The sequence below is a fragment of the Clostridium sp. UBA2485 genome (assembly GCF_002341865.1).
Taxonomy (GTDB): domain Bacteria; phylum Bacillota; class Clostridia; order Clostridiales; family Clostridiaceae; genus Clostridium_J.
Map to the genome: position 1 here is coordinate 14,317 of NZ_DDOV01000020.1, position 20,268 is coordinate 34,584.

Annotated in this window: 18 protein-coding genes; 17 read left to right on the top strand and 1 reads right to left on the bottom strand. The window is 28.4% G+C overall.

The window, feature by feature from the left end:
* Positions 1 to 72 precede the first annotated feature (72 nt).
* A complete protein-coding gene (locus tag B3603_RS02640) occupies positions 73 to 1,800 on the top strand; it encodes a ComEC/Rec2 family competence protein (RefSeq protein WP_291560366.1) in 1,728 nt (575 codons plus the stop codon).
* A gap of 169 nt (positions 1,801 to 1,969) precedes the next feature.
* Complete coding sequence (gene holA / locus B3603_RS02645) at positions 1,970 to 2,998, top strand: DNA polymerase III subunit delta (RefSeq protein WP_291560368.1); 1,029 nt, start codon at positions 1,970 to 1,972, stop codon at positions 2,996 to 2,998.
* A 374-nt stretch (positions 2,999 to 3,372) separates the two neighbouring features.
* On the opposite strand, the gene rpsT is transcribed toward holA, so the two are convergent.
* Entirely contained in the window at positions 3,373 to 3,639 is a 267-nt protein-coding gene (gene rpsT / locus B3603_RS02650; protein ID WP_291560370.1) for a 30S ribosomal protein S20, read from the bottom strand.
* A gap of 367 nt (positions 3,640 to 4,006) precedes the next feature.
* On the opposite strand from rpsT, the gene gpr reads away from it, so the two are divergent.
* The 15 genes from gpr (at position 4,007) to B3603_RS02725 (ending at position 20,228) form a co-directional block, all read left to right on the top strand.
* Entirely contained in the window at positions 4,007 to 4,981 is a 975-nt protein-coding gene (gene gpr / locus B3603_RS02655) for a GPR endopeptidase (protein ID WP_291560372.1), read from the top strand.
* A 267-nt stretch (positions 4,982 to 5,248) separates the two neighbouring features.
* The gene (locus B3603_RS02660; RefSeq protein WP_291560374.1) at positions 5,249 to 6,337 is read left to right on the top strand and encodes a stage II sporulation protein P; all 1,089 of its coding nucleotides are present in this window, start codon (positions 5,249 to 5,251) and stop codon (positions 6,335 to 6,337) included.
* A 384-nt stretch (positions 6,338 to 6,721) separates the two neighbouring features.
* A complete protein-coding gene (locus B3603_RS02665) occupies positions 6,722 to 6,988 on the top strand; it encodes a hypothetical protein (protein WP_291560376.1) in 267 nt (88 codons plus the stop codon).
* Positions 6,989 to 7,492: 504 nt separating this feature from the next.
* A complete protein-coding gene (lepA, locus tag B3603_RS02670; protein WP_291560379.1) occupies positions 7,493 to 9,301 on the top strand; it encodes a translation elongation factor 4 in 1,809 nt (602 codons plus the stop codon).
* 20 nt (positions 9,302 to 9,321) lie between these two features.
* Positions 9,322 to 10,455 (top strand): radical SAM family heme chaperone HemW, encoded by a 1,134-nt coding sequence (gene hemW, locus B3603_RS02675; protein ID WP_396152327.1) that lies wholly within the window; start codon positions 9,322 to 9,324, stop codon positions 10,453 to 10,455.
* A gap of 90 nt (positions 10,456 to 10,545) precedes the next feature.
* On the top strand, positions 10,546 to 11,586 hold the full coding sequence (hrcA, locus tag B3603_RS02680; protein WP_291560382.1) for a heat-inducible transcriptional repressor HrcA: 1,041 nt from the start codon (positions 10,546 to 10,548) through the stop codon (positions 11,584 to 11,586).
* 41 nt (positions 11,587 to 11,627) lie between these two features.
* Complete coding sequence (gene grpE, locus B3603_RS02685) at positions 11,628 to 12,230, top strand: nucleotide exchange factor GrpE (protein WP_291560384.1); 603 nt, start codon at positions 11,628 to 11,630, stop codon at positions 12,228 to 12,230.
* 19 nt (positions 12,231 to 12,249) lie between these two features.
* Positions 12,250 to 14,097, top strand: a complete 1,848-nt coding sequence (gene dnaK, locus B3603_RS02690) for a molecular chaperone DnaK (protein WP_291560385.1) — start codon at positions 12,250 to 12,252, stop codon at positions 14,095 to 14,097.
* 381 nt (positions 14,098 to 14,478) lie between these two features.
* The gene (dnaJ, locus tag B3603_RS02695; RefSeq protein WP_291560386.1) at positions 14,479 to 15,612 is read left to right on the top strand and encodes a molecular chaperone DnaJ; all 1,134 of its coding nucleotides are present in this window, start codon (positions 14,479 to 14,481) and stop codon (positions 15,610 to 15,612) included.
* Positions 15,613 to 15,932: 320 nt separating this feature from the next.
* Entirely contained in the window at positions 15,933 to 16,868 is a 936-nt protein-coding gene (gene prmA, locus B3603_RS02700; protein ID WP_291560387.1) for a 50S ribosomal protein L11 methyltransferase, read from the top strand.
* A gap of 20 nt (positions 16,869 to 16,888) precedes the next feature.
* Entirely contained in the window at positions 16,889 to 17,638 is a 750-nt protein-coding gene (locus B3603_RS02705; RefSeq protein WP_291560390.1) for a 16S rRNA (uracil(1498)-N(3))-methyltransferase, read from the top strand.
* A complete protein-coding gene (mtaB, locus tag B3603_RS02710; protein ID WP_291560392.1) occupies positions 17,638 to 18,936 on the top strand; it encodes a tRNA (N(6)-L-threonylcarbamoyladenosine(37)-C(2))-methylthiotransferase MtaB in 1,299 nt (432 codons plus the stop codon). Before B3603_RS02705 ends, mtaB begins: the two co-directional genes overlap by 1 nt.
* A gap of 170 nt (positions 18,937 to 19,106) precedes the next feature.
* On the top strand, positions 19,107 to 19,451 hold the full coding sequence (locus B3603_RS02715; RefSeq protein WP_291560394.1) for a histidine triad nucleotide-binding protein: 345 nt from the start codon (positions 19,107 to 19,109) through the stop codon (positions 19,449 to 19,451).
* A gap of 128 nt (positions 19,452 to 19,579) precedes the next feature.
* Complete coding sequence (gene rpsU, locus B3603_RS02720) at positions 19,580 to 19,756, top strand: 30S ribosomal protein S21 (protein ID WP_003357777.1); 177 nt, start codon at positions 19,580 to 19,582, stop codon at positions 19,754 to 19,756.
* Positions 19,757 to 19,781: 25 nt separating this feature from the next.
* The gene (locus B3603_RS02725; protein ID WP_291560470.1) at positions 19,782 to 20,228 is read left to right on the top strand and encodes a GatB/YqeY domain-containing protein; all 447 of its coding nucleotides are present in this window, start codon (positions 19,782 to 19,784) and stop codon (positions 20,226 to 20,228) included.
* Positions 20,229 to 20,268 lie beyond the last annotated feature (40 nt).

Sequence of the window (20,268 nt, forward strand, 5' to 3'; positions counted from 1 at the left end):
GAACTGAAAAGTGTATAAGCTATTATATATTGGTCAAAGCTTGAAATAAATAATTTATCGAAGAGGGAGATTATGGATAGACCATTAGTTTATTATAGCGTTGCTTTATTTTTAGGTGCTTTCATATGTTATTTATTATTAAATTCAATATATTTATCTTTTATATTAATTGGATTATTTTTAATAATCATCTATAAAACTGTAAATAGAAGATATTTTATTTTAATATGCAGTTTCTTAATAACTGGTATAGTTAGTTATTTTATATATTTTAATTTTACTTTAGGACAGAATGAAACTTTAAGAGTTACTGTAGTAAACAATTATGAAACTATAGCTAGCATACATAATAGAAAAATATTTGTAAAAGGGAATTTAAAAGGTGTTAATAAGGGAGATATATTAGTATGTAAGGGAACTTATATGAAAAAGCCTATATATGATAAAGGTATAATAGGAACTTATAGTGTTCAATCTTTTAAAATTAAGAAAGATATTATATCTAAAATAGAGGAATATAAAAGGAGAATATTTAAAAAACTGTTGATTTATCAAGGAGAAGAGAATTCTTCTTTAATAATGGCACTTTGTTTAGGAGATAAGGATTATCTTTCTTATAGTAAAAAAAATAATATGAGTATATTAGGTATATCTCATATTATTAGCGTTTCTGGATTTCATATTGCAGCTATATATGGAGTACTTCAGAAAATTTTTGGTTATAAAATAGCACTTATAATAACTTTTATTTATGTAATAATAACGGGGATGAATGCTTCAACAGTAAGAGCTTTTATCATGATTTCTATTTTGGTAATGTCTAGAATAATAAAAAGAAACTATGATACTTTATCTAGTATATCTTTTGCAGCAATAATACTTCTATTAATAAAGCCATATTATATTTTAGATATGGGATTTATGTTGTCTTTTCTATCAGTGATAGGAATAACAACCACCTATGGACACATAAGAGATAAACTAAAAATTTTACCAAATGTTATCAAAGATTCGATATCTATGACCTTGTCAGCACTTGTATTTACGTTACCTTATTTAGCTTTAAATACGAATACTATAGGTTTTAACGGTATTATTAGTAACTTAATATTAATACCTTTCTATAGTATACTTATTATATTAGGAAATATATCTTTATTGCTATTAAACGTTAAATTTGTATTTAAATTGATTAATTATGTATTAACGTCATTATTATTTATAATAAATACAGCTGAGGGAGTTTTTGTAAAGAACATGTTAGATGTTGCAAAAATTACTTATATACAAGCTCTAGTTGTAATTACACTATATTATTCCTATATATTATATAAGAAAGGATATAAAAACTCATTATACGTTCCTATAATATTCTTCTTAATAACTCTTGTTAGTAATTATTCTTTTTATCCTGAAATTAGTTATATAAAAGAAAAAAATCACAATATAATAAATGTTAAATATAAAAATAAAAGTGTTTTACTTAGCAATAAAATAGTGAAGTTATCAAAAATTAAATCGTCCATTAGTGTAGATGATATATATGATGAAATTAATAATGAAACTATTATTAATTTAAAAAATGATTATAAAATAATTGCAACTCCTAATAGAGGAGATTTAGATTTGATAATTTACTCTAAAAACAATAAAATATTATTTACAACTAATAAAAACAAACAAAATCAAGGCAGTTATGGTAAAATAAAGTTTATTGAAGAGGATGAATATGGTTTTAATGGTGTGGTATATAAAAGGTATAAGATTATCAAAGATAACATATTTGAATACCATTATTAGAAACTTATACAGTTAATAATTTACTATAAATAGTTTAAGTATCTTTTAAAAATTAGTTAGTATATTAGCTTATTTTATGTCATACTAACCTTATAAATTTTACTGATAATGACAATTGATTGTAATCTTAAAATTGTATAAGTTATTGTTAAAAAGGAGAGAGTAAACTTTGCTTAGTTTAGTAGAATTTGAAGAAAAGATTAAAAAAGGTAAAATTGACAACTGCTATATTTTTTGTGGAAGTGATGAAAATTTAATAAAGACATCTATAAACACTATAGTATCTAAAAGTATAGATGAAAATTTTAGAGATTTAAATTTTATGAGATTAGATGGGCAAAAAGTAGATAATGATACTATAATTAATTGTTGTGAAACTATGCCTTTTATGAGTGAAAAGAAAGTTATAGAAATTTATAGATCTATATTTTTAGAGGACAGTTATAAAAACTCATCTGATGGGAAAAAAGTAGATTTTAATAATTTATCAAAATACCTAGAAAACCTTCCTAATTATTCAACTTTAATCATGTATTATGTCTTTGAAAGTGATAGAGAAAAGGTAAGTAATAAAGTTAAAAAGTTAGAAAAAAAGGCTACAGTAGTAAAAATTGATAAATTAAAAGGGGATAATTTATACTATAAAATTAAAACTATTTTTGAAGATAGGGGCAAGAAGATAGATAGATCTGAATTAAGTTTTTTTTGTAGTCTTGTGGAAAATAATATGAATATAATAACCAATGAAGTAGAAAAATTATGTTGTTATACTGAAGATAGAAAAATAACTAAAGAGGACATATTAGCTTTAATGCCACCTAAAAATGAAAATGATATCTTTAATCTTGTAGATTGTTTATCTCAAAAAAATATTAAAAAGTCTATGGATATAGTCAATGAATTAATATATAAAGGGGAAAAAATTCCTGTTATTTTACATATGATACAAAGACAGTTTAAATTACTGTTAGCATTAAGATTAGGCAGTGATAGTGGTATAAAAGTAGATGAACTTTCAAAACAACATAGATTACATCCCTACATTGCAGAAAAAATGGTTAAACAAAGTAAAAAGTTTTCTGTGCAGGCCTTAAAAAGAAATTTGAAACTTTGTGTTGAAACAGAAAAGTTAATTAAGAGTTCAACTAGTGATAATAAAATACATTTAGAACTTTTTATGTTAAATTCAATGATATAGAATATGTATTATAGGGTTTCTTAATTAAAATATAATTTATACGTGATTTTAATTTCCATAACAAAAATTCTTATTTATGAATTAAAAATTAAGAATGAAAGATACGAATTATAGTTAAAACTCCGGCATAAAAGTCTTCGGAGTTTTTTAGAAGAAACTTTATTTTAGAGATTTACTAAGTGTGAATTTCATCCCCAATTCTTTATTCTTAATTATTAATACTAATTTTTAAGAGGTTAAGTTATTTTTATAGAAAATTTATTTTCCAGAATATATTTTAAGTTTTTGCATTGTATCCATATAATAATACATTATAAATGAATACCTGTAATTTTATTAAAATAAAAAACCGTGATTTTATCACGGTTTATTTATTAAGCTGATAAGCTAGTTAACTTTGTAGCTAGTCTAGATTTCTTTCTAGCTGCTTTATTTTTATGTATTATTCCTTTTGAAGCAGCCATATCTAAAGCTTTAACAACTACGTTGTAGTTAGCCTTAGCTTCTTCTACATTTTTGTTAGCAACTGCAACTTCAAACTTCTTTATTTTAGTTTTAAGTGCAGATTTTATCATTGTATTTTTAAGAGTTTTAGTTTTTGTAACTTTAATTCTTTTTTGTGCTGACTTAATGTTTGCCATGTGTGTTTCACCCCCTTGTATTTTTATCACGTCTCAGCAGCTTTGGGGAAGTCTGCGTATGAGTCCTATATTTAACAAATGCTATTATATCATTATTTCAAAATCACTTCAAGTAGAATTTATCTTTTAAGAATAAAATCTAATAACTCTAATAATTTTTGTAATAACTTCCCTTTATGTATTATAACAGTAATGGGAGTAAAAATACATAGTTAGTTAAAATTTTTCCAAAAGAATAGTAAAAATTTATTTGGAAAAAATATATTTTAGAAACAAACTAGTTTTTTTCTAAAGCACTTTATTGTTTTAATATTTAGATTAAAAGTTATCTTTGATTTTTAATTAAAAGTAAAAAAGGAGAGAGATTATGAATAACATAAGAACGGATTTAGCATTAGAGGCTAGAGAATATTATAAGGAAAAGAATAAAAGCGATATAGATGGAGTAGAAGTAATTGATTATATTGATAAACAGGTAATGGTTTCTCATGTAAAAGTATTAACTGATGAAGGTGAGAGAATAATAGGTAAGCCTAAAGGAAATTATATCACTTTAGAGTTTGCAGATTTTGTCCATTATGATGGTGAGGCAAAAGATGATGTAAGTAAAACATTAGCAAAAGAATTAAGCAAAATAATTAAATTGGATGAGAGTATGACTGCACTAGTAGTAGGACTTGGTAATTGGAATATTACTCCCGATGCACTAGGACCTAAAGTTGTATCTAAGCTTATGGTAACAAGACATTTAAAAGAGTATGTACCTAACAGTATCGATGAAGGTGTTAGACCAGTCTGTGCAGTTGCTCCAGGAGTACTAGGTATTACTGGTATAGAAACAAGTGAGATTGTAAGAGGCATAGTGGATAAGATCAAACCTAATATAGTCATATGTATTGATGCATTAGCCTCTAGAAAAACTCAAAGAGTAAATAGAACTATTCAAATTGGTGATACAGGAATATCACCAGGTGCTGGAATAGGGAATAAAAGAATGGAATTAAGCGAAAGTACACTGGGTGTACCAGTTATTGCTATAGGAGTACCTACAGTTGTAGATGCAGCTACACTGGCAAATGATACTATAGATTTAGTTATAGATGATTTAACAGATGAAGCAGCTTCTGGTGGAGAATTCTATAAGCTTTTACAGTCTTTAGATAGAAATGAAAAACAAAATTTAATAAGAGAAACTTTAGGAGTAAAAATGGCAACATTAGTAGTTACGCCTAAGGATATAGACATGATAATTGATTCTGTATCTAAAATAATTGCTAATGGGATAAACATAGCACTTCAGCCAGCATTAACCTTAGATGATATTAATAAATACTTGAATTAGTTATAAATAATAAAATCCCCTCATATATATCAAATATATTTATTAATAAATAATGTGATTTAAACAATTGATTATTGAAAGAGGACAATTAAAATAATTTCTAAAACCTAATAAAGATTTTTAAATATTTTTTAATTAAGTACATATTTTTTTATTTAAGATTTAGTTGATTTAATAATTATTTTTATAAATGAAAATATTTATAATTGTCCATTATCAATTTTCAATTGTTATAAATCTTATTCTTAGGTATACAGGAGGGGTAAAATGAATTACAAAAGGCAAAGTTATGGTAGATATAATAATAAGTATAAAATAAATAATAATAAGTATAAAATAAATAATAAAAATAATTCCCTAACTAAATATTCAAAGATTGGAATAACATTTTTAATTATAATATTATTGGTGATTTTATTTGAAAAGAATTTTTTAATACACAATTATAATCATCAAAGTAGTTTTAGGACTAGCCTTTATTTTAAGGTAATAAATAGTAGTATATCCTCCTTTGGTGCTTCTTCAAACAATTTAGTAAGGGAAGAGGACAAGGGTATATCTGCTTTTAATATTCTACAAATAATTAAAGATGAATTTGGTTTTTTAAATAAAAATAAGAATAAAAATTTCAGCGAGAATACAGTAGATGAGAGCAAGGATGCTTTCATTGAAGATTTTAATATAGATTCTTTTAACTTAAAGGAAAATGATATCAATAAAAAAGATATCAAAAATGTTAGTGAAGAAGATAAAATGAAAAATGCCAATAAGAGGATATTGATTTATCATACTCATACTTGCGAAGCTTATTCACCAGGAGAAGCTTCTAAGAAAGACCCTAGTAACAACATAGTAGCAGTAGGAGATGCATTGACAGCGGAATTAGAAAAACGTGGGTTTGCAGTTATACATGACAAGACTTTTCATGATACTGTTTATGATGATTCATATTATAAATCTCGTGAAACTTTAAAAAGATATTTAAATCAATATAAAGATTTCGATTTAATTATAGACATGCATAGGGATTCTGGGCCTAGAAAAGAGTCTGTCACCGGAAATGTAAATGGGGAACCAGTAGCAAAAATAATGTTTGTACCTGCTACTGCTAATCCTAGATATAAAAATCAATTAGTAAAAATGAATAGCATAGTTAACATTGCAAGCAAGTCATTTCCAGACTTATTAAGAGGAAGACCTATATTTGATACTTATACTACAGGAATAACTTATTATAGTCAGGATTTAAGTGACAATGCGGTTTTAATTGAGGTAGGTGCTAGTACAAACACATTAAGTGAAGCAAAAACTAGCATGAAATATTTGGGACAGGTTATTGGAGAAGCTTTAAAATAATCGTAATCATATTTAAAAATACCTAATAGTTTCTAGATTATATTCTTAGTTATACTTTATCACTATAATCCATAGATAATACACTATCTTTGGATTTTCTTTTTGTTTAAGGCATATTCAAAAAATAAACAAGTCAGTATGCTAGACTATTTTGTGCCATACTGCGTCAGCAGAACCCATTGATAGCTCTACTATCAAATGAACCTGCTTCCTTGTCTGACGCAAAATAGTCGTCACATCTTTGACTTGTTATTTATTTTCATATGCCTAAAATAATTTCAAATAAAATATACGCATAATCTTTAATTAATTATTTTTTAGATGTCTTATTTGTATAAAAAAAGTAAAAAAAGTACATCCTTATGACATGGGGAGGTGCTTTTTATGGATAAAAAATATAGAAAGATAGTATGCTTAGCTATAGCAATTTTAATATTAGGAGTTTTAGCTGTTAATATAAATTCATCAAATATTGTTAAAGAAAAAAGTTCTTTTAAAGTTTATGTAAAAGATAATCCGCCCAAAATAGTTTTAGATTTAGGGAAAAAACATATAGTATTAAATACTGAGATATTCTATAATTTTAAAAACGGAGCAGAGCTTATTATAAGCAATACTGTTGAAAAAATAATATCTTTGTCTAGATCATAGAGGTTTTAGAATAATAACGTAATCAAGTAGAAACAAAGGGTTTTTATTGACAAAGTTCCTAAATTATATGATATAATTTAATCTGACTAATTATGTACAAAGACATAAAATATATAATTAAATTAAGGTGTTTGAAGTAAAATAAATAGTTAAAGATGAAAGGTTTATTTTGTGTCAGATATGTTGGCAGGTTATGCTTATAATGGTGCTGGCAGCGATTATGTGGACGAAATATGACATAAGATAAATATAGATTGATTAGTTATTTATTTGTTGATACCTAAGGTACAATTTGAAGTTTTGATTAAATAACTATGAATGTATTTTACTTAAAGGTAATGACAAATTGTAAAGAACTAAAAATCTTTTATAGTAGAAAGTGGATCTACGATTATTTACATTAGTCTTATTGTGGTAATTGTATTCATGTTATAAAAAAAGTTAATCAAAACTTATTAAATATAACTTTAATATAGCCATTATCGTAAACGGGGGTAAAAATTAATGCAAAGTAATAGACAAAAAAATATAAGAAACTTTTCTATAGTTGCACATATAGATCACGGTAAATCTACCTTAGCAGATAGACTTTTAGAGAAAACTGGTACTTTAACAGAGAGAGAAATGGAATCGCAAATACTAGACAATATGGAACTTGAAAAAGAAAGAGGAATTACGATTAAAGCTCAAGCTGCAAGACTTGTATATAAAAGAGAAGTAGATGGACAAGAGTACATATTAAATCTAATTGATACTCCGGGGCATGTAGACTTTAATTATGAAGTTTCCAGAAGTTTAGCTGCCTGTGAGGGAGCAGTGTTAGTAGTAGATGCTACCCAAGGTATTCAAGCTCAAACATTGGCAAACTGTTATTTAGCATTAGATCATAATCTTGAAATTGCACCAGTAATAAATAAGATTGATCTTCCAAGTGCAAGACCAGATGAAATTAAACAAGAAATAGAGGATGTAATAGGAATAGAAGCTCATGATGCACCGCTTATTTCTGCTAAGACAGGACTTAATATAGAAGATGTTTTAGAGACAGTAGTAAAAAAGGTACCAGCGCCAAATGGAGACGAGGAAGCTCCATTAAAAGCCTTAATATTTGATTCATATTATGATAGTTATAAAGGCGTTGTTACATATATAAGAGTTATGGATGGTATTGTTAAACCAGGAACGAAAATAAAACTTATGAATACTAATAAAGTTTATGATGTTACTGAAGTTGGTGTGTTTACACCGGCACCAATGCCGATTACAGAACTAAGAGCAGGTGAAGTTGGATATTTAAGTGCTTCAATAAAAAATGTTGGAGATGCTAGAGCAGGAGATACAATTACAGAAGCTAATAGACCTGCAGAAGAAGCACTTGAAGGTTATAGACCTGCAATACCAATGGTTTTTAGTGGAATTTATCCTGTAGATGGATCAAAATATGAAGCTTTAAAAGAAGCGCTAGAAAAATTGCAGCTAAATGATGCTGCATTATCATTTGAACCAGAGACTTCTATAGCACTGGGATTTGGATTTAGATGTGGTTTCTTAGGGCTTCTACATATGGAGATTATTCAAGAGCGAATAGAGAGAGAATTTAACTTAGATATTATAACTACAGCACCTTCTGTTATTTATAAAGTAGTAAAAACTGATGGAACTCTTATAGAAATAACAAATCCAACTAATCTTCCAGAACCATCAGAAATAAGTTATATGGAAGAGCCTATGGTTAAAACTTCTATAATTGCACCCTCAGATTATGTTGGAGCAATAATGGAACTCTGCCAAGATAAGAGAGGTATATTCATTGATATGCAATATATTGAAGAAACAAGGGTAGTTATAAATTATGATATGCCTTTAAATGAGATAGTTTATGATTTCTTTGATGCATTAAAATCTAGGACTAGAGGATATGCTTCTTTTGACTATGAATTAAAAGGATATAAGGAAACTAAACTTGTTAAGTTAGATATAATGTTAAATGGAGATGTGGTAGACGCCTTATCAATGATAGTACCACAGGAAAGAGCTTATTATAGAGGAAGAGCTATGGCTGAAAAGCTTAAAGAGATTATTCCTAGACAATTATTTGAAATTCCTATACAGGCTACTGTAGGTTCAAAAATCATAGCAAGGGAAACTGTAAAAGCTATGAGAAAAGATGTACTTGCAAAATGCTATGGTGGAGACATTTCAAGAAAGAAAAAACTTTTAGAAAAACAAAAGCAAGGAAAGAAAAGAATGAGACAAATTGGTAGCGTAGAAGTACCACAAGAAGCATTTATGGCCGTGTTAAAAATAGATTAATAAAAAGTGAGGATCAGATTATGAATAAGGTAGCATTATATATTCATATTCCATTTTGTAAAAACAAATGTTTTTATTGTGACTTTGCTTCTTTTAGTGGCAATGAAGGATATATGCTTGATTATGCTAAAGCCTTATCTAAAGAAATTGACAACATAAGCAGTGACAATATTATAAAAACAATATTTATAGGTGGGGGAACTCCCACCTATTTATCTTTAGAAGGCTTTAAGATACTAAAAGAAAGTATAGATAAACTAAATATTCATAAGGATGTAGAATTTACTGTAGAAGGAAATCCAGGAACTTTTACAAAAGAAAAACTAGAGTTTTTAAAAACCATGGGGGTTAATAGATTAAGTATAGGACTTCAAGCTTGGCAGAATAATTTATTAAAAACTTTAGGAAGAATTCATACTGTAGAAGAATTTAAAGAAAGTTATTTAATGGCAAGACAATTAGGTTTTGATAATATTAATATAGATTTAATGTTTGGACTTCCAAATCAAAATCTTAAAATGTGGGAGGAAACTCTTGAAGAAGTAGCATCATTAGATCCAGATCACTTATCTTGCTATAGTTTAATTATTGAAGAAGGAACTCCATTTTTTAATCTTTATAAAAATAAAAAATTAAATTTACCTAATGAAGATATTGAACGGCAAATGTACTCTACTACTTTAAAAACTTTGAGGAAATATGGTTATAACCAATATGAAATTTCTAATTTTTCTAAGGAAAATAAAGAATGTAAACATAATTTAGTATATTGGAATTTAAATCCTTATATTGGTTGTGGTGTTGCTGCTCATTCTTACATAGATAATGTAAGATATTCAAATACTGAAAATATAAAAGATTATATAGAGAGAATGAATAAATATAATAGCTCACTAGTATATAAAAATGAAAATACATTAGAAGAAAATATAGAAGAATTCATGTTTTTGGGTCTTAGAAAAATTTGTGGGATTAAGAAAGAAGAGTTTAAGAAAAGATTTTCACAAAACATACATAGTATTTATGGAGAAGTTATTAACAAGTATAAATCTTTAAATATGTTATGCGAAACTGAGGAAAGAATATTTTTAAATGAAAGGGGAATAGAGGTATCTAATATAATTATGTCTGAATTTTTACTAGAAAAATCATAAAGGGTATTGACAATTAAAAATTTAAATGATATTTTAAAAATGTAGTGATTAGCACTCAATAATAGAGAGTGCTAATAAAGAGGTGATAACATGAAGATTGATGATAGAAAAATTTATATACTTCAGGCTATTATCAATGACTACATTATCTATGGAGAGCCTGTAGGATCAAGAACTATTGCTAAAAAGTATGATTTAGGAATTAGTTCAGCTACTATAAGAAATGAAATGGCAGATTTAGAGGAAATGGGATATTTAGAACAATTACATACCTCTTCAGGGAGAAAACCTTCAGATAAGGGGTATAGGCTGTATGTAGATAGACTTATGAAATTATCCTCTTTAACTCAAGAAGAAGAAAGTGCCATAAAAAATTATTTAGTAGATTTAGCTTTTAGTGAAATTGACAAAATTGTAAAAGGTGCAACTCAAATTCTTTCAGAACTTACAAATTTAACATCTATTGTGAAGGCACCATCGGTTAAAAAAAGTTTTGTTAAATATATACAGTTAATTAGCCTAGATAAGAATAGTATTTTATCTACAATTATCACGGATAGTGGTTTGATAAAGCATAATGTTATTAGAGTTAGTAATCCAATTGACAATAATTCATTATTCAAAATAAATAATATTTTAAATATAAGATTAAGAGATATTTCTGTAGAAAAAATTAATTTAGAATTATTAATTAATCTAAAAAAAGATCTACATGGAAATGAAGAAATATTCGATGCTATACTTCCTGTACTTTATGAAAGTTTAGTGAATACTGAAAATAATGAGGTTTATATAGAAGGAAGCACAAATATTTTTAATTATCCCGAGTACAATAATATTGATAAAGCAAAGGAATTTTTAGTGTTAGTTAATAATTCTGAAAGTATCAGTAATATTCTTGAAAATGATGAAGGTGAATTATCTATAAAAATTGGGCGAGAGAATTTTATGGAATGTGCTAAAGATTGTAGTATAATAACTGCAACATATAGTTATAATGGCAATTCACTAGGAACTATAGGGGTTATAGGGCCTACTAGAATTCCCTATGGCAAGGTAATTGCAGTCCTTAATAGCATAGTTAATGAACTAAATATTAATATATCAAAAAAATACAACGGTTTTAAGTAAAATCGTTGTATTATAATAGCTTTGGAATGGAGGAATGAGAAGTGCAAAATATAGATGAAGATCTGAAGAATAAAAAAATGGAAGAGGCTTTAGAAAATAATGAAGAAGTTGATAATGTGGAAGAGACTTTAGAAGAATCTGAAATAAATGAGGATAAAGAGTTTGAAGACATATCATCACCAGAACTTTATGATGTAAAAGCTTTAAAAGAAGAAAATGAAAGTCTAAAACAAGAATTATCATCATTAAAAGATAGAATTTTAAGATTAACTGCTGAATATGATAACTATAGGAAAAGAACAATAAAAGAAAAAGAGAACATTTACGTAGATGCTTGCGAAGATGTTCTAAAGGAAATGTTCCCTGTTCTAGATAATCTTGAACGTGCACTAGGTGTTAGTGGAAGCGAAGAAGATCTAAAAAAGGGAATAGAGATGACTGTTAAGCAATTTAGTACTTCATTTGAAAAATTAGGAGTAGAGGAAGTTGCTACAGACGTTGAATTCGATCCTAATCTTCATAATGCTGTTATGCATATAGAAGATAAGAATTTCGGTAAAAATCAAATTGCAGAAGTTTTCTTAAAAGGATATAAAAAAGGAAATAAAGTATTAAGATATAGTATGGTAAAAGTTGCAAATTAACATTTAGGAGGTAAATACAATGGGAAAAATAATAGGTATTGATTTAGGTACAACAAATTCATGTGTGGCTGTTATGGAAGGTGGAGAACCAGTTATAATTCCAAATGCGGAAGGTGCAAGAACTACTCCTTCAGTAGTATCCTTTTTAGCAGATGGAGAAAGATTAGTAGGTCAAGTAGCAAAAAGACAAGCGATCACAAATCCAGATAAAACAATAATGTCAATAAAAAGATATATGGGAACTAACCATAAAGTTAAAATAGATGGAAAAGAATATACTCCTCAAGAAATATCAGCAATGGTTCTTCAAAAGATTAAAGCTGATGCAGAGGCATATTTAGGAGAAACAGTAACAGAAGCGGTTATAACTGTTCCAGCGTATTTTAATGACAGTGAAAGACAAGCAACTAAAGATGCAGGTAGAATTGCAGGTTTAGATGTTAAAAGAATAATCAATGAGCCAACAGCAGCATCACTTGCTTATGGTCTTGATAAAATGGATAAAAGTCAAAAAATATTCGTTTACGACTTAGGCGGTGGTACTTTTGACGTATCTATACTAGAACTTGGAGATGGAGTATTTGAGGTTAAGTCTACAAATGGAGATACAAAACTTGGTGGAGATGACTTTGACCAAAAAGTTATAGATTATATAGCAAATACTTTTAAAGCAGAGAATGGTATAGACTTAAGAACTGATAAAATGGCACTTCAAAGATTAAAAGAAGCTGCTGAAAAAGCTAAGATTGAATTATCTTCATCAACTCAAACAAATATCAATTTACCATTTATAACTGCAGATGCTACAGGTCCAAAACATATAGATTTAAACTTAACAAGAGCTAAGTTTAATGAATTAACTCATGACCTAGTACAAAGAACAATAGAGCCAATGAGAAAAGCACTACAAGATGCAGGGTTAAGTATAAATGAAGTAGATAAAATTGTATTAGTAGGTGGATCAACAAGAATTCCTGCTATACAAGAAGCAGTTAAAAACTTTACAGGAAAAGAACCTTCAAAAGGAGTTAACCCAGATGAATGTGTTGCAGCAGGTGCAGCAATACAAGCAGGTGTATTAACAGGAGATGTTAAGGATGTACTACTATTAGACGTTAGTCCATTAACTTTAGGAATTGAAACTTTAGGAGGAGTTGCTACTGCTTTAATTGAGAGAAATACTACAATTCCAACTAAGAAAAGTCAAGTATTCTCTACAGCTCAAGATGGTCAAACATCTGTTGAAATTCACGTTGTTCAAGGTGAAAGACAAATGGCAGCTGATAATAAAACTCTAGGAAGATTTACATTATCAGGAATAGCACCAGCTCCAAGAGGAATTCCTCAAATAGAAGTTACTTTTGATATAGATGCTAATGGTATAGTTAATGTTACAGCTAAGGATAAAGGAACAGGAAAAGAAGCAAACATTACAATTACTGCTTCTACTAATTTAAGTGAAGATGAAATTCAAAATGCAGTAAATGAAGCAGAAAGATTTGCTGAAGAAGATAAGAAGAGAAAAGAAAATATAGAAGTTAAGAATAATGCTGATCAAGTGTCATATCAAACTGAAAAAACTTTAAATGAATTAGGTGATAAGGTATCAGCTGAAGATAAAGCTTCAATAAATGAAAAATTAGAAGCTTTAAATAAAGTTAAAGATGGAGAAGATCTAGAAGCTATTAAAAAAGCTACAGAAGAATTAACTCAAGCATTCTATGCTGTATCTTCTAAGATTTATCAAGCAGAAGCTGCACAAGGTCAAGGACCACAAGACCCACAAGACCCACAAGACCCAAATAACATGGGACAAAATGGACCAGAAGATGATAATGTAGTTGATGCTGATTACAAAGTAGATTAATTATTTTAATTAAGGGATGGGTATAAACACCCCTCCCTTAATTTAGCTAAACTTATGCAATAATCTATTAAATTGATAATTTTAAATAATACACAATGAAATATAAAGCTAATTTTAGTTAAATGGATTTATTAAAGCATTGTGTTAAGATGGTATGCCTTTTACTTATTCTATATTAAAGGCAACTTATTTACTTTTAAAAAAAGAAGTCAAGTTGAAATTTCTCTAAATAAGGAGAAATGTTCATAATAGTGAATTATACATTAATTAAATATTAGTAGCATATTTTAGGAATTATACATAATAAACTAATAGAAGTTGAATTTATGCTAAAGATGTTTTATAGTATAAAACAGAGTATAATAGGTGGTGAAAAAATTAATGGCAAATAAGGATTATTATGAGGTTTTAGGTGTAGATAAGAATGCTAGTGAAGATGATATAAAAAGAGCTTTTAAAAAATCAGCATTAAAATATCACCCTGATAGAAACCCAGGAGATAAAGAATCAGAAGAAAAATTTAAAGAAGTAAATGAAGCGTACCAAGTATTATCTGATGCGGAAAAGAGACAAAGATATGATCAATTTGGAACTGCCGATTTTAATGGTCAAGGTTTTGGAGGCTTTGACTTTAATGGAGGCGGCTTTGATTTTGGCGATATTTTCGGTGATATATTTGGAGGCGGCTTTGGCGGCTTCGGTGGAGGAAATAGAAAAAATGCTCCAAGAAAAGGTGCTGACCTTGAATATAATTTAAATTTAACCTTTGAAGAGGCTGTATTTGGAGTAGAAAAAGAAATTTCTGTAACAAGAAGAGAAAGTTGTGAAACATGCAATGGTACAGGTGCAAACCCAGGAACATCTGCTAAGACTTGTACTAAATGTAATGGTTCAGGACAAATAAGAGTACAAAGACAAACTCCAATAGGGGTTATTGCTTCAACTACTACTTGTGATGCATGTAGAGGTAAGGGGCAAATAATTGATGAGCCATGTACATCATGCCATGGTAGTGGCAAAGAAAGAAAAACTAGAAAAATAACTGTTAATATACCAGCTGGTGTAGATAGCGGTAATGTTATGCCTTTAAGAGCACAAGGAGAAGCGGGAGAAAATGGAGGTCCTTCAGGAGATTTATATATAAATTTAAGAGTGGCACCACATAAAACCTTTAAGAGACAAGGTTTTGATATTCATATAGAAACCCGTATTAGTTTTGCTAATGCAGCACTAGGAATTGAAATTACAGTTCCAACTGTTGATGGTGATGTTAAATATAAAATACCAGCAGGAACTCAACCAGGAACTATATTTAGGCTAAAGGGAAAAGGTGTACCTAGAGTTAATTCCGCAGGACGTGGCGATCAATATGTTAAGGTTATAGTAGACGTTCCAAAGCAATTGAACGACAAACAAGTAGAGGCACTTAAAATGTTTATGGAAGCCAGTGGAGAATCTACAGAGGAAATTGGAGAAATTAAGAAAAAATTTAATTTATTTGGAAATAAAAAATAAATTATTAGAAACTTCACTTTAAAAGTGAAGTTTCTTTGTTTTTATACTTTTGTTGGAAAAATAATTGATTATAAAATTTAAAAAGGTTAAAAATTATGATAGTATATAATAATGATACTAAATTTCGTTGAGAAAAAATAAAATTTGTATAAAGTGTCTAAAGTGAAATAACTAGTCAAATATGTAGTAAATATTTCGTGTCACACAAGGAGATATAACTTAATCATAGCGGTGATATGTTATTGTAGTATTATGCGAAATAGATTAGCGTATTGAGTAGCTATTTTTAAATATGAATAATTTTAATTGGAGGAATAATAATGGATAAGGATTGGATAGAAGTAACGGTAGTTACAAGTAGTGAAGCAACAGAAGCGGTATCAGGCTTTTTCTACAATACTGGAGTAAAAGGTGTATCTATAATTGATTCAGAAGATGTAGAGTTTAAAAAAAGAAATCCTGGAGACTGGGATTATTTTGATGAAACTATATTAGATATAAAAACAGGAGCAGTAGTTAAAGGGTATTTTAAAAAAGATGAAAATTTTGATGAATATCTAGAGTACATAAAAGAAAGTGTTGAAAAACTTCCTGAGTTTGGATTTGATAAAGGAGAAGGTGTAGTTACCGCTGCGAAAGTTAATGAAGAAGAATGGGAAAACAATTGGAAAAAATACTATAAGCCTACAAAGATAGGAGATAAAATAATTATCAAACCTATTTGGGAAAATTATGAGCCTAAAGATAATGATGTAATAGTAGAATTAGATCCAGGAATGGCTTTTGGTACTGGTACTCATGAAACTACAAGAATGTGTATTAAATCATTAGAAAAATATGTTGATAAAAATAGTGTAGTTTTTGATATAGGGACAGGTTCGGGAATATTATCTATTTCTGCTTCAAAATTAGGAGCAGAAAAAGTCATAGCTGTAGACTTAGATCCTGTAGCGGTAGATTCTGCTAGAAAAAATGTGTCGTACAATCACATGGATAATGTGGAGGTTCTTCATGGCGATTTAATGGAAGTTGTTGAAGGAAAAGCAGATATAGTAGTAGCAAATATTATAGCTGACGTTATAATATTTTTAGCAGAAGATGTTAAAGAGTTTATAAAGAGAGAAGGATATTTTATTTCTTCAGGAATAATTCTATCAAGACAGGAAGACGTTATTAATAAGTTAAAATCTTGCGGATTTGAGATTTTAGAAGTAATTAATGATGGTGAATGGGCTTGTATAGTATCAAAAGCGTAATTCAAAGGGAGAAGATATAAATGCATAAGTTTTTTGTATCTAAGGATAGCATAGTGGGAAATAAATGCACCATTGAAGGTGATGATGTTAAACATATATATAAAGTTTTAAGACTTAAAGAGGGCGAAAAAATTAGTATTAATAACTGTGAAGGTAAAGAGTATGTAGGAAAGCTTATTGATATTAATAAAAAAGAAGTTATTATTGATATACTTGAAGAGATAGAGCTAAACAATGAAAGTGATATTAAAGTTCATCTTTTTCAAGGGATGCCCAAATCTACAAAAATGGATTTAATTGTTCAAAAGAACACTGAACTTGGAATTAGAAGCATAACTCCAATAATTACAGAAAGAGTTGTAGTTAAAAATGATTCAGAATTTAAAAAGGTAGATAGATGGAATAGAATAGCTCTTGAAGCTTGCAAGCAGAGTAAAAGAAGTTTAATTCCTAATATAAACACACCTATAGAGTTTGAAGAGCTTCTAATAAAAATAAAAGATATGGATTTAGTAGTAGTCCCTTATGAAAATAAGGAAGAGAATGGAATTAAAAAATTAATCAACGATGTAACAAATACTCAAATTAAAAATATTGCTGTTATTATAGGTCCAGAAGGAGGCTTCGAGGAAGAAGAAATTTTAAAACTTGAAGAAGTAGGAGCGCATATTGTAACTTTAGGACCAAGAATTTTAAGAACTGAAACAGCAGGTTTTGTAGCCTTGAGCCTTCTTATGTATGAGCTAGGAGATTTAGGAGGAAATATATAATGAAAGTTGCTTTTTCTACATTAGGATGTAGAGTTAATGTATATGAATCAGAGGCTATGGCAGAAAAGTTTATAAAAGATGGATATGAGATAACTAACTTTGAAGAATTTTCAGATGTATATGTTATAAATACTTGTACTGTGACTAATATGGGAGATAAGAAGTCAAGACAAATGATTTCTAGAGCAAGAAGAAAAAATCCTGAGGCTATAATTGCTGTTGTAGGATGTTATTCTCAAATAGCTTCTGACGAAATTTCTAAAATTGAAGGTGTTGATGTAGTTTTAGGTACTAGGAACAAGGGAGATATTGTTTACTATGTAAATAGAGCTAGAGAAGAAAAGAAACAATTTGTAGAGGTAAGTGATGTACTTAGAAATAAAAATTTTGAAGAATTGGATATAGAGGAGTATCAAGATAAAACTCGTGCTTTCTTAAAAATACAAGATGGATGTAACAAATTCTGCTCCTATTGTTTAATTCCCTTTGCCAGAGGTGCTGTTTGTAGTAAAGACCCTAAAAAACTATTAAAGGAAGTCCGTGAACTTTCTCAAAATGGATTTAAAGAAATAATATTATCTGGAGTACATACAGCTTCTTATGGAGTAGATTTAGAAGGTGATTGGTCTTTAGTAAAAGTATTAGAAGAAATAAATAAAGTAGAAGGAATTGAAAGAATAAGAATAGGTTCTATTGATCCTACCTTTTTTTCAGAAGGGGTCATAGAAAAAATAATTACTTTAGAAAAAATGTGTCCTCATTTCCATTTATCACTTCAAAGTGGATGTGATGCTACTTTAAAAAGAATGAACAGACACTACACTACAGAGGATTATAAAACTGTAGTTGAAAATCTTAGAAAATATATAAGTGATGTATCTATAACTACAGATATTATTGCAGGTTTTCCAGGGGAAAGTGAAAAAGATTTTAATGAAACATATAAATTCTTAAGTGATATGAAGCTTTCAAAAATGCACATTTTTAAATACAGTCCAAGAAAAGGTACAAAGGCAGCAGAAATGATGCTTCAAGTAGATGGCAATATAAAAGAACAAAGAAGTGAATCACTGATTACTTTAGCAGAAAAATTAGAAAATGAATTTATGAATAAATTTATAGGACGTACAATGAAAGTGTTATATGAGGAAGAAAGTAAAGAATTAACTAATCACTATGTAGGATATACTCCAAACTATATTAAGGTTATTACAAAAAGTGATGAAAATTTACAAGGAAAAATAGTAGAAACTAGACTTAAAGAAGTTAATAAAGGATATATTGTAGGTGAAATATAATAAATTTAATTATAATAAAGGTTTATTTATCTTATTATAATTACTTAATTTATTTCTAATGGATTTTCTTGAAGGAAAAATATTGTTTTTGTAGAATAATATTTTAGTAAAACAAAAATAATAACTTTATTGTTGTTCATTGGCAATTAGATCAAATTGGAGGTGAGAAAATGAGTGATTGTATATTTTGCAAGATAATTAACGGGGAAATACCTTGCAATAAGGTTTATGAAGATGATAAAGTGCTTGCTTTTAAGGATATAAACCCAGAAGCACCAATTCATATACTTTTAATTCCTAAAATCCATATAGCTAGTATTAATGATTTAAATCACCAAAATTCCCATCTTATTTCACATATATTTTTAACAATACAAAATATTGCAAAAGAGCTAGGAATAGATGAGAGTGGTTATAGAGTTGTAACTAATACAGGAAAAGATGGTGGGCAAACAGTAAATCATATACATTTCCACATCTTAGCTGGAAGAAATTTAAAGTGGCCACCAGGCTAAAGAAAAAATAATGAAAATCTTGACAGTAAGCGAAATTATATTGTATAATTAAAAATGTGCTATTTATGCCCCGCATTGGCTACTTTTAATTTAAAAGTTGAATTGAGCTAGCGGAGGGAGGGATAATAATGTCAGAAATCAAAGTTGGAGAAAACGAATCACTAGAGAATGCTTTAAGAAGATTTAAGAAAAAGTGTGCAAGAGCTGGTGTTCTTTCAGAGGTAAGAAAAAGAGAGCACTATGAAAAACCAAGCGTTAAGAAAAAGAAAAAATCAGAAGCTGCAAGAAAGAGAAAATTCAAATAGAATTTTTGAAAGAAGGTAACAGGCTATGTCCCTTAAGGATAGATTACAAGAAGACTGGAAAAACGCCTTAAAAGGAAAAGAAAAATTTAAGGCTTCAGTGATAAGCATGGCAAAAGCTGCTATATTACAAGTAGAAAAAGATAATAAATCAAGTCTTAATGATGATCAAGTCATTGAGGTTTTAGCTAAGGAAGTTAAGCAGAGACGTGATGCTTTGCAAGAATTTGAAAAAGGAAATAGACAAGATTTAGTAGACAGCACTAATGCTGAAATAGATATCTTGCTACAATACCTTCCTCAGCAGTTAACTGAAGATAAAATTCGAGAAATTGTTCGAGAGTCAGCGGAAAAATTGGGCGCAAATAGCATGAAAGATATGGGAAAAGTAATGGCTGCTGTCAGACCAAGTACAAATGGCAGAGCAGATGGAAAAATTGTAAGTCAAATAGTTAAAGAATATTTGAATAAATAAGAACTCAGAATTATCTGGGTTCTTTTTGTATGTATAAAAA

Excerpts from the sequence above, each read along its gene's own strand:
- B3603_RS02660 (WP_291560374.1), top strand. The coding sequence starts at position 5,249 with ATGAATTACAAAAGGCAAAGTTATGGTAGATATAATAATAAGTATAAA.
- hrcA (WP_291560382.1), top strand. The coding sequence starts at position 10,546 with ATGAAGATTGATGATAGAAAAATTTATATACTTCAGGCTATTATCAAT.
- hemW (WP_396152327.1), top strand. The coding sequence starts at position 9,322 with ATGAATAAGGTAGCATTATATATTCATATTCCATTTTGTAAAAACAAA.
- rpsT (WP_291560370.1), bottom strand. The coding sequence starts at position 3,639 with ATGGCAAACATTAAGTCAGCACAAAAAAGAATTAAAGTTACAAAAACT.
- B3603_RS02665 (WP_291560376.1), top strand. The coding sequence starts at position 6,722 with ATGGATAAAAAATATAGAAAGATAGTATGCTTAGCTATAGCAATTTTA.
- rpsU (WP_003357777.1), top strand. The coding sequence starts at position 19,580 with ATGTCAGAAATCAAAGTTGGAGAAAACGAATCACTAGAGAATGCTTTA.
- gpr (WP_291560372.1), top strand. The coding sequence starts at position 4,007 with ATGAATAACATAAGAACGGATTTAGCATTAGAGGCTAGAGAATATTAT.
- B3603_RS02715 (WP_291560394.1), top strand. The coding sequence starts at position 19,107 with ATGAGTGATTGTATATTTTGCAAGATAATTAACGGGGAAATACCTTGC.
- prmA (WP_291560387.1), top strand. The coding sequence starts at position 15,933 with ATGGATAAGGATTGGATAGAAGTAACGGTAGTTACAAGTAGTGAAGCA.
- B3603_RS02725 (WP_291560470.1), top strand. The coding sequence starts at position 19,782 with ATGTCCCTTAAGGATAGATTACAAGAAGACTGGAAAAACGCCTTAAAA.
- B3603_RS02640 (WP_291560366.1), top strand. The coding sequence starts at position 73 with ATGGATAGACCATTAGTTTATTATAGCGTTGCTTTATTTTTAGGTGCT.
- B3603_RS02705 (WP_291560390.1), top strand. The coding sequence starts at position 16,889 with ATGCATAAGTTTTTTGTATCTAAGGATAGCATAGTGGGAAATAAATGC.
- lepA (WP_291560379.1), top strand. The coding sequence starts at position 7,493 with ATGCAAAGTAATAGACAAAAAAATATAAGAAACTTTTCTATAGTTGCA.
- dnaK (WP_291560385.1), top strand. The coding sequence starts at position 12,250 with ATGGGAAAAATAATAGGTATTGATTTAGGTACAACAAATTCATGTGTG.
- mtaB (WP_291560392.1), top strand. The coding sequence starts at position 17,638 with ATGAAAGTTGCTTTTTCTACATTAGGATGTAGAGTTAATGTATATGAA.
- dnaJ (WP_291560386.1), top strand. The coding sequence starts at position 14,479 with ATGGCAAATAAGGATTATTATGAGGTTTTAGGTGTAGATAAGAATGCT.